Here is a 14,047-nt window from a genome sequence, read left to right as displayed (position 1 = left end):
AGGGGGCATGAAAGAAAATTCTCTCTTTTCCAAATGAATCAAACCACCTATACTCGGCTGTAGGAGGAAGGATATGGTTACGAGAGAAGAAGCAGAGAGTCTGCTTCGCAAGTACAATCCCAATGAGGCATTGGTGTACCACGCATTTTGCGTTGAAGAGACCATGGCTCGATTTGCGACCGAGTATGGGTACGATGTCGAATATTGGTCCCTGGTGGGCTTGTTGCATGATATCGACTGGGGGATGTTTCCTGAAGAACATTGCAAGAAAGCACCGGAGCTTTTGAAGGAAATCGACGTCGACGATGCATTCATTCATGCCGTCTGCAGCCACGGATGGGGGCTGTGCAGTGATGTCGAACCCGTGCACTTCATGGAAAAAGTCCTCTACACCATCGATGAACTGACCGGCCTTGTCTACGCAACGGCGCTCATGCGTCCTGAACGCATGCAGGGCATGAGTGTTAAATCGGTCAAGAAGAAATGGTCCTCCAAAGGATTTGCCGCAGGGGTGAATCGTGAACTGATCACCCAAGGAGCACAGATGCTCGACATACCCCTGGATCACATCATCACCCTCACCATTGAGGCAATTCAAAGGGCAAGTTCGAAGATCGGCCTTTAGGCCAGCGGCATTTGCTCGATGCGGACTATCCCGCTCTTATTGAGCACCACCATGTAATGACTGTAGTTGTCCAGGTCCTCTTTCTTGGAGTACTCGCGGATGATCAGATGCAGATGATAGACGCGCTCACTGCTGAGCTGATCAAGCTCATCTGCATTGGGGTCCATCCGAAATACAACATCATTGGGGTCGTCCATCTCCTTGAGAAAGTCGTCAAGCCTGATGCGGGTGACGAGGGTGAAGTTGTTTTCCCTGGGGAAACTCTCCCGCTCCAGTGCATGCTTGGTCAAAGGATGCATGGCCAGGTCACGGATATAATGGATTACATCCTCTTTGGGGAGCATGTCCCTGAAGGGGTTGTTTTTGTCTTTGCGAATTTCCTTGACATAGGCAGGCAGGGAGTCGACATCCTCAAAAGTCAGGCGGATGCGGCTGGAACAGATTTTCTTGTTCGTCTTGGGCGAAAGAAACGCAGAAATCTCATCGGCCATCATGCGCGGCAGCACTGCCTTGAAAAAGAGTCGCAGCCACTCCTTGATCCTGTCCTTGAATACATAACCGATGATGACGATGAGCGCCCATTGGTAGCTGTTGCGTATGAAGGTAGTCTCGGCAAAAATCGTCGTCAAGGTGGCAAAGGCCATTGCAACGCCCGCTGCCGTACCGGCTAGAATCTCAGAAACCCGCTTGGGCCACCGCGAAACTTCAGGAACCAGATACAGTGAGGACTGCGCCCACTTCTTCAGTATCGCCTTTCGATACTGTACGGTTTCGGAATTCGAGCTCCCGCTTGGATAATCATGCTCAATGCGGTACTCCATCTCCTCGCGGGAAAAACTCAGCAGGCTTGTCAAAGTCGCCTGCATATGCTGCTGCAAGGAGCTGGAAGCCATATAGAGGTCGATGGCATATTTCTCGCACAACAGACTTACAGCCTCGTCAGCCCAGAGAAAAGCAAGCAACAAGCGGTTGTCCGGACTGAATTTTGCTTGGATGGCTTCCATCATGTCACGGATGGTCGAACAAAGTGCAGCTGCATTGGTGTGCCAGGCATCCAAGGTTGACGTAAGGTCATTGATCATACCCAGCTTCACCATGTCCTTGCAGTCCTGAAGGCAGGCTTTGTTCTCATGCCGGGCTGAATTGACCACAGTTTGCAGCTCATGGATCACATTTCGTTCGGGAACACTGGTTACATCCTTGACCAAGTCGTCGGTGTAACGCTTGAGAATGGTCAGCGGGCTGAGCTTGTTGTTCATATCCAGCAGCTCTTCCAGCGTAATTTCCGGAGATGAATACCTTCCATGACTCTGGAATTTATGCAGCAACCGCTCCTCGGCGTAGGTGTTTTTGTTCACATACAACTGAGGAGGTGAGAACAGGTAGTAGTGGATTTCCCGTTCATATCGCTTTGTCTCAGGAATCGGCAGAATGAGTTTAGTTTCCAGATGTCTGCTCGAGTGTTTACGAAGATCTATCAAGTGGCCCTCCCGACTGCAGTAGTATACAGGAGGGTTGGTGCTAACGCAATCGCAACGTGGAAAAGCTGTCGTACGGATACGCACGTGCGGCAGCAAGAGAGAGGTCGGAGAGCTGATCGTAGGCGGGGATGCTGATTTCCCGTTCAGGCAGGCCTGCAATCTGCAAAACCCTCGAACCCAGCAGCCGGGTGAGCAGCGAATGTTCGGCCCCCTGTTCAATCAACTGTTTTACCAGCAGAAGCAAGCCGCTGAAGCCGGGAATCCCGCTTGCTCCGCCTTCCTTGTCCCTAAGGGTATGCGGTGCATGATCGGTCTCGATCCAGTCCACCCTTCCCTCGAGAAGAGCGGCGAACAACGAGCTCCGCTCGGTTTCACTGCGCAGCGGAGGATTCATCTTTGCATACAGGCTATGATCCTTGGCATCCTTGCTGCAGAGCAATGCATGGTGGGCAGTGACAGCCAAGCTGATGCGCCTGCCTTCACGCTTGGCCTCTTCGATGATGCCCAGCGCCTCGATGCTGCTGAGGTGGCAGATGTGCAGATGCCCTTTGAATCCAACCTCGGATGAGAGCCGGATCTGGTCACGTACGGAGGCCGCCTCAGCCTCGACAGGCCTGGCCAGGCTATGGCTGGAAAAATCCCGCTCATCCTCCAAGGCGGGTTTGAGCAGGGCCTCCTTCTCGCAATGCAAAGCCACCATTCCCTCGTACCCCGCATCCGTCAGAGTTTGATAGACCTCTCGTTGCATCTGCTCGTCGACAAGCCCCATATGGCCTGTCGAATGTCCTGCAAACATTTTCAACCCGATTACGGAGGGGAAAAGCGCTTTGGCAAGCTTGGCGATGCTTTCCACCTGCTTTGGGTCCGAGGTCACCCCGGCCCAGAGGTGGTAGCGCACACCCGTCCTGCATCGATCGGCATCCTCAAGGCGTTTCAGAATTGCAGCCTCGGTTGTAAGCGGGGGGCTGGTATTGGGCATGTCGAACACCTCGTCGATTCCGCATTGGAGGGCGACCTCCATCCCATGCTGCAAGGTTTCCTTGTCTGCCTGATTCCAGTCCCTGAGGTGCACATGAGGATCAATCATAGGCCAGCAACTCACTCGCTTCCTGCTTCAGGTAGTCATATCGCATGAACGTACCCCAGCGACAGGTAAGCCGATCGCCGCAGGCACACTCTCCGCACATGCCGATACCACACAAGGTCATTCGTTCCATCGAAAGATAGAGGTTCTCTTCAGCGATGTTCCTCCCCAACAGCTTTCGGCTTGCTATGGCCATGAAGATCTCCGGACCAACAAGGTAACACGATGTTTGAGGGTCAAGTTCGATGGTATCGAGCAGATCGAGCACCCTGCCCGGCCGCCCTGCATCGGCAATGCAGGTAAACGAGCCGAAAGCAGCAAGCTCGTCCTCAAGCAGGGCCTTTCCCGTCACCTCCTCGCTGGTTCCGATGAGAATGGTCATGTGCGTTCCCTGCTCCTTCAGTTGTTGGGCAAGCGATGGCAATACAGCCACCCCGGTACCGCCGGCTATCAGGAGCGCTTGCCTGGAAGGCCTGTTCTCCAATCGTGCCCCGTACAAGCCTCTCACATACAGCTCTGATCCTACACGAAGGTTGCAAAGGGCTTCCGAGAACGGGCCCCGCTTCTTGATGATGAAGGTCAACGGCTCATTGTGTGCCACCGAGAAAGGTTTCTCTCCTACCATGGGCAACCACAGGAACGCGAACTGACCAGCCTTGCAGTCGAGCCTGCCATCCAGCTCAATGATCACCGTATCCTTGCCATACTGCTTAAAGTCGGTCACCACATGTTTCGCATAGGCCATCTGACGTTCACCGATGAGAAAGGAGCCCGAAGAGGGGCTGACCATCTCTCCACTGGACTGCAACAGGGCTTTTGCCTCCGCTTTGACTGAAGCCAGATAGGCAGGCCAATCTCTTTGGTCCACCGTACCCAAGGCCGACCCTATGCCTACGGCATCGGCCCCCGCCTCTATCAGAAGCGCAGCCTCCCGGCCTTCACTGACTCCGCCCATTCCGATGACCGGAATCTCATCACCGCAAGCACTCCGGATAGCCTTGATCGCATCCAGGGCGGTTGCAAATACCTGTCTGCCGCTGCAGCCGCCCTTGCCCCCCAGCTTGTTTTGGAGAATGGGCCGGCCGCTTACCGGATCGATGTGCACAATGGGCCCGACGGTGTTTATAGCCACCAAACCGTCGGCACCGCTTTCCATCACTGCTTTGGCGATTGAACCGATGTCCTGGACATTGGGAGTCAACTTGATGAACAAGGGAGCCTTGCAGAAGGAAGTGGCTTGTTTGATCGAACGCACATATTCGGCGGCAATCGATTGGTCGCAGCCGATGGAAGCGCCATACCCGGCCGAGGCATGCGGACAGGAAAAATTCAATTCAACCATATCGGCAACCTCGTCGAAGGCCTTCACCAAGGTGATGAAATCCTCGATGCTGTCAGCCGATAGCGAAACATTCAAGAATGCATTGAACACATGCTCGCCTCTGAGCTTTCTCAGCTCGTACAACGCCTGCTCCATCCCTGGATTGCGCAGCCCGACGGAGTTTCCAAAGTTGCCCCGCTCGGTCTCACAGATGACCGGTTCGCGGTTGCCGGGGTTCACTTCGACCTGAAAACTCTTGGTCGTAATGATGCCGATACTCGGCACCTTGGTATCGAAATAGGTTATCAAGGCAGGTTTTGTAGAAGCTACGCCACTGACGGTAGTCAATAGTACTTCCTTGTTGCGTTCAAGATGTCGACGACTCAAAGCTTGGAGAACATCCTTCATAGGGCGGTCTCCCTGACCAGCTGACGCAGGTTTGCTTCACAGATTTCCAACCAATCATCAGGAACCGGGTTGTTCTTCCAAGGATGGGTGAGGGCGCTTGAACTGTTGATCCTGGCCAAGACCAGCGGATAGCCGGTACTGCGAAGCACATGCATGACCTGTACTGCCGAGCCGCCTTGGCTGCCCACGCCCGGGATCAACAAGGGTACCCTTTCAGCCTGATAGAAAACGGCGATATCGGCCAACTCTTCAAGGTTGGTTGCTCCCACTACCGCTCCGGTGCAGCCGCGCTTTTCATTGTATGCTGCGATTTGGGCCGCCACTTCGAGATACAACGGCCTTTGGTCGGCAAGCAGCAGGTTCTGCAAGTCCTTTCCTCCCGGGTTGCTGGTGCGGTTGAGGATGTACACTCCTTTGTCCTCAAAATCAAGGAAAGGCTTGAGTGAATCACTGCCCATGTACGGAGCAACAGTCACCGCATCGGCTCCCCATGCATCGAAGGCCTCCTTTGCATAATTGAGGCTGCTTCGGGCGATATCCCCGCGCTTGCTGTCCAGAATCACCGGGATGCCGGGAAAAAAATTCTCTACCAAGTCCAGGACATCGGCGAGGGCCAGGCTTCCCGAAAAGTCCTCCTCCCGGGGTTTGTCCAGACTCTGGTAGTACCCGATATTTGGTTTGAACGCTGCAGGAATCAGGCCGGAGAGAGCCATTCTTCTGAACAGCTGCTGGAAAAATGCATTCAAATCCGTTCGGATGTCACCGCTGTCGAACGGCAACGACTCTCTTTGGGGATCCAAACCCATGCAGGCGATATTGCCCACCTGCTTTGCACTCGCTTCAAGTAATGCTCCGTACTCCATGCTGTCTCCCTATTTCACGACCTGACTGAACCCGTGTTTCTCCCCCCAACCAAAGGGGTCCTCTCTCCACTGTGACAAAAGCCTGGCTTCATCACTGTCCACATACCCTGTTCGCAAGGCGCTGTCCACCATCACATCGTAGTCAAGAATGGTATGGAACGCGGCTTGAGGCTCCAACGCTTCAAATGCCTTGACCGCTGCATCGAAACCATAAGTGAAGATTGCCAAGGTGTATGGACAGACACCCCCGGCCTTCACAATGGCTTCGACCGCCTTTATTGAGGAGCCGCCGGTGGAGATCAGATCTTCAATCAGAAGGACCTTCGCCCCCTCATAGGAGCCGCTCTGGCCCAACCCCTCAATCTGCTGAGCCAACCCATGATCCTTGCCCGAGCTGCGTACATAGCTCAAAGGCTTGCCAAGCCGATCGGCCAAAGTGGTGGCGTGAGGTATGCCGGCAGTAGCCGTTCCGGCTATGTTTTCTACATCGAAATCGAGGCAATCAAGCATTGCACAAAAGGCATCGCAAACCAAGCTCCGCGCCTTTGGTGATGCAAGCAGTCTCCGGTTGTCGTTGTAAATCGGCATGCGATATCCACTCGCCCAGGTGAACGGCTGTTGGACCTGCAGCTTGATGGCTCCCAAGTCCAAAGCCATAGTTGCCAACTGTGGCCCGTAATGATTTGTTATTTCAGCAATACTTTTCATGGTCTTTCCAGTCTACCCTATTTGTTCCTGCTCTTCCAGATTTCCTTGAAGGTGTGGTTTTTCCCGCAGTAGGCGCATGCAAACCGATTGTCTGACGTGCGGTAAAACCGTGCCGGAACCCCTTCGCTCTGGTCCGGGTGAGAAATGCATGCCTCGTTGGTACATCCAAGGTCTTCAAAATTATAGATACGCGGAGGCAGGTGCAAACGGTATTTATTCACCACCTTCCCACCTTTGATGAGATTGAGCGTACTTCCCGGGGCGACGGCGCTGAGGCGCTTGAGGTGCTTGCGGCTCAGTTCGTAGGAGCCTGGGCGGAAAATGATTCCCTTGAAAAGCGCTCCGTCCTTGTGTCCGGTACTGACCCACTCCCCGCCTTTGGCCTCATCAAGTCCCAAAACACTGCTGATCAAGCGCATATGGTCGCGGATTTCGCTGGGCTTGTCCCCTCTGCAGATGTGGTCGATGACCAATCCGTCATGAATGGGCTGCACTCCTTCACTGACAACTTTCTCCTTGACCGGAAGCGCTGTCAAGTCCACTTCCTGGATGTAATCCTCCTCCTCTTGCACCTCTTTGTGCCGGATGGGCTTGAACTCGCCACCGATTTTGCCCGCTATCATGGAGAGCAGTACGATGCGGACGTACATACCGTTGATCGACTGGCGCTCCCAGCCGTTCAACTCGGAATCATCGAGGAAGGTGGGGATGGTGGGAGTGACTTTGTGCCGGGGAAGCGGGTGATAGAACTTGGTTCCCGGCTTGATGTATTCCAAGAACTCCTTTCGGAAGGTGATGGCGCGTCTGAGTTCGGCTTGTCGCTGCAGTATCCGATCGCCCATGCGTTCCAGCTGGGGTCTGGTAAAGTACCACTTGTCTGCCACCTCATCCTGTTCAAGATACTGATCGATGGACTCGAACACTCTCACCTCATACCCATTTTCGCGCATTCTCTGCACATAGGTTTCCGGCATGGCCAGCTCGATTGGGGCTATCAAGTCTACCTTGACGTGCTTGAATATCGTCAGGCCGTCGGCCTTGGAGTGCACAGTCCTGCCATGGAAGAGGTCTCCGACCAGGGCAAGGTGCAAAGAATCGCTGCTCCAGTTGTTGTCCTCAAGGAAGGTGAACTCATCCAACAACTCCTGCGTAGGATGCTCATGCTTTCCGTCCCCTGCATTGATGAAGGCGGGTTTGCGATAGAGCTTGTTCCGCTTGGCATAGGCTGAGCAGGTGTCCTCCAGCCAGCGGCATACCCCTTCAAGCTTGCTGCGGACGATGAAGATGGTATTCGCATAGCCGCTGAGCGTATAGAAGGTATCGGCATAGCTCTCTCCCTTGTTGAACGAGGAGGAATCACTGTTCAGTTCGCTGACTTTTGCATGATGGAAATTAGCCGCATTGCGGAAGGACTCCTTTGTTCGTGTGCTATCCTCGAGGAAGACTTCATAGATTCCGAAATCCTTGTCATTGATCCGATAGCGATCGAGCGTTTGAGCATCGTGATTTTCCATTGCCGTCTTGAGAATCTTAACCTGCTCAAAAAGGTACAGTCTCTCCTCGATCGAGAAGTCCTCTATGACACACAACGACCTTGAGGCAAACACATTTTGTTGTTCCATCTTCGCTCCTCCAAAAAAAAAGCCGGCCCTACGACCGACTTCTCAATGCAATATTGTATGGGATGCCCCCTGTGAGGGATTGGCACACTGCTCTGTATCGTTTCCTACCCATTGGCTCCCTCCGAATTTTCTTCTCAGAACCTTAGCAGAGAGAGACAATCCTGTCCAGTATCACAGCTCTATTTTTTTTCCGACAGCATCAGGATCTCTCTCAATGACCCCAAGCCCGTCATGTTTTACAGCATCTTGAACAGGCTGCACCACAGGCTTTTCTTCCACCTTGGCAGCAGGAGAATCGGTAAACCCGCTGGTTCGGGCCTCAGGAAAAACGGTGCTGTGCATAGTTGCATGCTCTCCAGCCCATGCCTCCAGCGTCCTGTACTCGGCATGCTCGCCGAACGCAAGAATCGGCTCAAACTGTTCACTATTAATTTTACCGCGGTCCTTAAGGTCCAGCTTGTACTGCTTGCGATACCAGGAAGTGGAACGTCTTCGGATATTAGCCTTCTTCTTTTTTGCCGTGCCTTGGCCTTGGGCATATCCATACCGGTACGCAGAGTAGCCATACCCATAGTTTCTGCCGTAGCCATACCCGTAGCTTGAGGTAGCCCCGGGGATCACTCCGTTGAACACGAAGCCGATCAGCGGAGCATTGGCGGTTCTCAGGTTCGAAACCAAGTCATACAACGAACCTTTGCTGGTGATACCAGCGCGAACGGTGATGATAAGGCCGTCGACATGCTTGCTGATGGAGAGCAACTCGCTTGCAGAATCCAACGGCGGAGCATCGATGATGATGAAATCGTACAGTTTTTCCAAATATTGTAGACCTTGGATGTAACGGGGGTTGGAAAAGATTGCAGCAGGAACCAAGGGTGCGTTGCCCGGAGGCAGCAGATGCAAAGTGGGGGTATTCTCAAACGGCTGTATCAGGCACTCCTCAAGCTTTGTCTTCTTGGTGACGAAGTCAACCAATCCAACTTCCCTGTGCTTGAGGCGGAAATACCGCTCCATACTGGGAAGCCGCAGGTCACCGTCGATGACCAGCACCTTGCTACCCATCTGGGCGAGGGCGAGGGCGATATTGCCGATGATGGTGCTCTTGCCTTCAGCCATTGCACAGGAGGTGATGGAGAAGACTTTCTTATCGGTCTTGTTGTACAGCATGTTGGCGACCAGCTTGAATCGTTCGGATTCAAAGGAGAGCGGATCGTTGTACACCGACAGGGTGGGATACTTGTCTTTCTCGGAGACTTTCATCATCGGTATCCAACCCAGAATAGGCACATCCTTGCCGACAATTTTTTGAATTTGCTGCTCGCTTTGCAGCGAGACGTCGAGAGCTTCGATTCCCAATGTCAACAGCAGGCCGATAGCTGCACCAAGCAACAATGCAACAGCAAGAATCAGCAACTTGTTGGGGCTTACGGGATTGAGCGGAAGGTTGGCGGCATCGACCACGGTTACATTGCCGGTGACAGCAGCCTCGGTGAGCTTCACCTCTTCAAGCATCTCCCTGAGCTTGAGGCCGATGGCCTCGTAAATCTGGACATCGCGCTGCAGTTCGCTGAGTCGGCGTTCCAACACGGGCAATTGTGAAAGCTCTTCTACAAAGACGGCACCACGTTGCTGGAGTACCTGGATGCCCACCTCGGTGGTCAATGCCTGTACGATAGCCTGGGTATTCGCCTCGTTCGCATAGCTTCTGGTCAAGTCGGCGACCCTGTTGAGCAACTCCTTGGTAACCTGATTGATGGCACTGTTGATCACATAGATACGCGACGAGGAGTCCAAGGTGGTTGAGGGAGCCGCCGTTGAAGCATTCCCTGCCAGATTTGAAAGAGATTCATACATCGTAAGTTCGGTCTTCCAGGCGCTCAAATCTGATAGCTTGGCCATCACCACGCTGTCTCTTTTTATCTGGTCGAGAGTCAGCACACCTTCAACGCCGGCTTGCTTGAGTGAAGCGTTATAGGTATCGATGAAAACTTCCGACTCCCTGAGTTGCAGCTTCAAGGGTTCAAGTCGGAGCGTGTAATAGGAAATTTGCTCCACCAACAAGGAACTCTTGTCCGTGAGCTGGATGATATCACTATTCTCCCGAAAATCCCCCAATGCATCACTGGCTCTGGACAGCTCGCGGTCATTGATAGGAATCTGTGATTCAATGAACTCGCGCTGGGCGGTTTTGGAGTTCTTTGCGATGCCGGTCAGCAGGGAGTCATAACTTGTCGCCAGGGCATTGGCAAAATCACGGGCGAAGGCAGGATTTGCATCCGTTACTGCAATACGGACGATATTGGTATCCTTGACTGTGGAAACCACGATCCGTTCCTTGACGTCGCCAAGGACATCCTTGCTGCGATAGTCCATCCCATCTGCATTGCGGTAGGAGGACAAGTCCAGGGTCCCGAGTGCATACTCAATGTTTTTGCGGCTGGTGATCAGTTCTACTTCTGTTGCAATCTTGGTGGTTGACGCAGAAACATTCAGCAACGATTCAAACGAAGAGGACCTCTGGATCGGCTCCACCAACACAGAGACCTGGCTTTCAAACTGAGGGACAGCGATCTGCAAATATCCCACTGCAAGGCCGACAACGAGGACCAGGCCTATGACAAACCAGCGGAACCGCTTACGGAATATATGCAGCAACTCAGCTATCGAGATGCCTTCCTCCCCTGAATCATAGGGTGCAAGCGTGTTCAGCATCTCTTCTTGTTGACTCATCTGTGCTCCTCCTACAGGGACTTGGCATTGAGAATGATATCGACGATCGTGGCTACAATGCCAAGAATCGAACTGACCAAACCGATGATCGCCACAGTCGGGGCGATGTCTCGGACAAAGGTGTTCTTTGCAACCGCTATGGTCGACTCCGGCTCAATCGGCAAAGAGGAATCAAGCTTCTTGCCGTCAGGCCCATACACACTGATGGAAGTTGGATAGGTAGCATCGTCGCTCAAGCCGCCGGCAAGGGCTATGTAGTAATTGATGCCTTTGTCAGGAACATAGGCGAACACACCCGAACGCACCACCGCTCCACTGACGGTGACAAACCTCTGATTGAAGGGGATGATGAACGTGTCGCCGCTTTGCAGGCGCATTGAAGCCTGCTCACTCGTTCCATAGAGAATCTGCTGGGCCTTGATCGGAATTTTCTCAGTGTTTCTCAACAGGTACGCCCCATCGAGATCGCTGACGGTCATTAACCGGGGAGCAATGGAAGACAACATCTGCTTGAGGGTCTCCCCGGGATAAAATTGATAGAATATCCTGCCCGAAGTATAGCCCACCAAGGCGGTGGAACTGAGCGTGTCGAAAGCCTCGCTGGTGGCAATGGCTCCTTCGATAGTAACACTTTGCATGCTGGGTGGCAGCGTATCGACAATGACCTGGTCCTGATGCTGCAATGCAAAGCCGGGATTCTTTACAAGATCAACGTAGTGTACGTCCCAGATTCCGGTTGCACTGTTGTACCGCTGCAAACGGATGTTCTGGACATCGGAACCGCCAAGCACTCCCCCACCGTACGATGTAATAAGCGTGGAAAGGTTGTCTTGGGCAAGCAGCTGGTATGTTCCGCCTTGGTAGACATTGCCCCCGAGGCTTACCAATTTGTCGGCCCGCTTGAGACGAACGACATCACCGCTTTTCAAGAGGGGGTCTTGGGCCAGATCACCCTTTTTCAGGGCTCGGTACAAGTCATAGGTTTTGGTCTGTCCATCAACGGAGGTGATTTCCACTTCTCGGGTGGATGCATAGGGACTGGCGCTCTGAACCACCTCCGACAGCCTGGAAAGCCCCCATGCAGGTATTATCCTGGTTCCCACCACCTCGCCTACCACCGAGACGGTGAAAGAACCGGTACCGGTGAATACAACCTGCGGATTTGAAAAACTATGATAGGTCTGCACCATCGAGAGCATACGTTTCCTGAGTTCCTGGAAGGTGAGCCCCTTGCCATCGATGACACCCAAACCGGGAATGGCAACCGATGTCTGGTCATCCGCCTGCAAATCCAGCGTGACCGTCTTCATTCCATCCAGATACACCAGTCGGAAGGTGTCACCGGGGGTTACCGGGTAGGCGGGATTGCTGATAGCACTGAGAACCCGCTGATTCGCGTCCAGCTCCACCTGTACTTGGGCAAGTCCAAGCTGTGCTGCGTAGCTTTGTATTTCGAGGGTTTCTTGGCCGGTTGTTTCTTTTGGGACACTGCCGAAAAGCGGGGAGCGTACAACCAACCCGGCATCTTGTGCCTGCAGGCTGGTAACGCACACGAATAGCAACAGTACAAGAATTGAAAACGTCGTTCTACTTTTCTTCATGCTATGAAATCCTTCACTTCTGAAGTATCTGTGGATTCAGTATAATGCGATGCATACCATCGTACCATTTGTCAAAAGGTGAAACAAGCATCTATACGATATATATACAAGAAAACACAAATGGGTAAAAACTATTACAAAAGAACATGACTGTTGCAGGGAACTTCATAATTGTATCATATGCCTGCTTATAAATCAGCTCTCCTGGATATGGTAAGCAACAACAATACTGAACTGCAACATATTTTTCTGTATTCCCCATCATTTTGCACACAATTTTTTCACTTTGTTGCATTTTGCGGTAAATAGTACATTTCTTAAGCACTTTTTCAATTTTCCGCTTTTTTTTAAGAAAACTCTGAGTTTTACCACTTTTGATGTTTCAAAAGAATGTTTTGACAGCAGGAAAAACGTCACGTATAATTTGAAACAGTTGAGGTTCTTCTAGTACCATCAACGCCATCACGCAATCTTTTTTAAGGAGAGAATCATGAAAAAAGGTATTGTTCTTCTGTTGATCCTGCTGTTGGTTTCTTCCTTCGCCTTTGCGCAAGGAACAAAAGAAACTGCCGGTTCGGCAGATGCCCCGCTGAAAGTGGGTGTCATCTACATCAGTCCTCCTGGTGACATGGGCTATTCCTACATGCACGACCAAGGCACCATCGCCATGGAAAAGCATTTTGGGGACAAAATTCAGGTCATCCGCATGGAAGGGATTCCCGAGAACGAGAGTAGCGAACGGGTTATGGAGAACCTTATCGACGAAGGCTGTAAAGTTATCTTCGCCAACTCCTATAACTATCAGCAGTACATGCTCAATGTTGCCAAGAGATACCCCAATGTGTACTTCGAACACTGCTCCGGCTACCTGACCAATGACAACATGTCAAACTACTTCGGCCGAATGTATCAGATGCGCTACCTCTCCGGAATGATTGCTGCCAAGATGTCCCCCACCGGCAAGCTCGGGTATGTCGGCGCTTACAACACTCCTGAAGTAGTCCGCGGTATCAACGCTTTCACTCTCGGCGCCCGCGCCATCAATCCGAAAGCCACCGTTACCGTTGTTTGGACCAACACTTGGTTCGATCCTTCCTTGGAAAGACAGGGAGCCATCGCCCTGCTCGACCAGGGTTGTGATGTCATCGCACAGCACCAGGATACCACCGAGCCTGCAAAGGCAGCCATCGAGAGAGGCAAATACGCCATTGGCTACAATGCCGATTTCCGCGGTATGATCGGCGACGACCGCATTCTCGTCTCCCCGATGTGGAACTGGGGCAACTACATGATTCCGGCTGTCCAGAGTGTATTGGATGGGACCTGGAAGAGCCAGAGCTACTGGGGTGGTCTTGAGGACGAGATGATCCATCTCTCCCCGATTTCCCCGCTCGTACCTGCAGACTTCGTCAAGCAGGTTGAAGCCAAGCAGGCCGAGATTCACGACGGCAAGTGGGACGTTTTCTGGGGTGCCTTGAAGGACAACACCGGCAAAGTCCGCCAGAATGCCGGAGAGAAGATGAGCGATGAGGCCATGCTGACCATGGATTGGTTCGTGGAAGGCGTCATCGGCAGAGTCAACTAACCATCAATCCTCGATTCAG

At 52.6% G+C, this 14,047-nt stretch carries 10 protein-coding genes; 2 read left to right on the top strand and 8 right to left on the bottom strand.

The window, feature by feature from the left end; genetic code table 11:
- Positions 1–73: 73 nt before the first annotated feature.
- Positions 74–625: an HDIG domain-containing metalloprotein gene (locus B3K89_RS04015; protein WP_293894013.1), complete on the top strand. Its 552-nt coding sequence runs from the start codon at positions 74–76 to the stop codon at positions 623–625.
- On the opposite strand, the gene B3K89_RS04010 is transcribed toward B3K89_RS04015, so the two are convergent.
- The 8 genes from B3K89_RS04010 to B3K89_RS03975 all read right to left on the bottom strand — a co-directional run bounded on the left by B3K89_RS04010 (position 622) and on the right by B3K89_RS03975 (position 12,443).
- The gene (locus B3K89_RS04010; RefSeq protein ID WP_293894011.1) at positions 622–2,106 is read right to left on the bottom strand and encodes a hypothetical protein; all 1,485 of its coding nucleotides are present in this window, start codon (positions 2,104–2,106) and stop codon (positions 622–624) included. The two genes, B3K89_RS04015 and B3K89_RS04010, sit on opposite strands and share 4 nt — an antisense overlap.
- A gap of 40 nt (positions 2,107–2,146) precedes the next feature.
- Entirely contained in the window at positions 2,147–3,193 is a 1,047-nt protein-coding gene (locus tag B3K89_RS04005; protein WP_293894009.1) for a dihydroorotase, read from the bottom strand.
- A complete protein-coding gene (locus B3K89_RS04000) occupies positions 3,186–4,919 on the bottom strand; it encodes an alpha-hydroxy-acid oxidizing protein (RefSeq protein ID WP_293894006.1) in 1,734 nt (577 codons plus the stop codon). The genes B3K89_RS04005 and B3K89_RS04000 overlap by 8 nt, the downstream gene beginning before the upstream one ends.
- Positions 4,916–5,782, bottom strand: coding sequence for an orotidine-5'-phosphate decarboxylase (pyrF, locus tag B3K89_RS03995; protein ID WP_293894003.1), 867 nt, complete (start codon positions 5,780–5,782; stop codon positions 4,916–4,918). The genes B3K89_RS04000 and pyrF overlap by 4 nt, the downstream gene beginning before the upstream one ends.
- A 9-nt stretch (positions 5,783–5,791) precedes the next feature.
- Complete coding sequence (locus B3K89_RS03990; protein WP_293894000.1) at positions 5,792–6,490, bottom strand: orotate phosphoribosyltransferase; 699 nt, start codon at positions 6,488–6,490, stop codon at positions 5,792–5,794.
- A gap of 17 nt (positions 6,491–6,507) precedes the next feature.
- Complete coding sequence (locus B3K89_RS03985; protein WP_293893996.1) at positions 6,508–8,112, bottom strand: bifunctional aspartate carbamoyltransferase catalytic subunit/aspartate carbamoyltransferase regulatory subunit; 1,605 nt, start codon at positions 8,110–8,112, stop codon at positions 6,508–6,510.
- Positions 8,113–8,283: 171 nt separating this feature from the next.
- Positions 8,284–10,842 carry a GumC family protein gene (locus B3K89_RS03980; RefSeq protein WP_345907091.1) on the bottom strand — a complete coding sequence of 853 codons (2,559 nt, stop codon included), beginning with the start codon at positions 10,840–10,842 and terminating at the stop codon, positions 8,284–8,286.
- 11 nt (positions 10,843–10,853) lie between these two features.
- Entirely contained in the window at positions 10,854–12,443 is a 1,590-nt protein-coding gene (locus B3K89_RS03975; protein WP_293893990.1) for a polysaccharide biosynthesis/export family protein, read from the bottom strand.
- A gap of 490 nt (positions 12,444–12,933) precedes the next feature.
- Between B3K89_RS03975 and B3K89_RS03970 the strand changes: the two genes are divergently transcribed.
- Entirely contained in the window at positions 12,934–14,028 is a 1,095-nt protein-coding gene (locus B3K89_RS03970) for a BMP family ABC transporter substrate-binding protein (RefSeq protein WP_293893987.1), read from the top strand.
- Positions 14,029–14,047 lie beyond the last annotated feature (19 nt).

Source organism: Sphaerochaeta sp. UBA5849, assembly GCA_002432715.1.
Lineage (GTDB): Bacteria > Spirochaetota > Spirochaetia > Sphaerochaetales > Sphaerochaetaceae > Sphaerochaeta.
The sequence above is the reverse complement of the archived record's forward strand: the minus strand, read 5'-3'. Positions and strand labels throughout refer to the sequence as shown.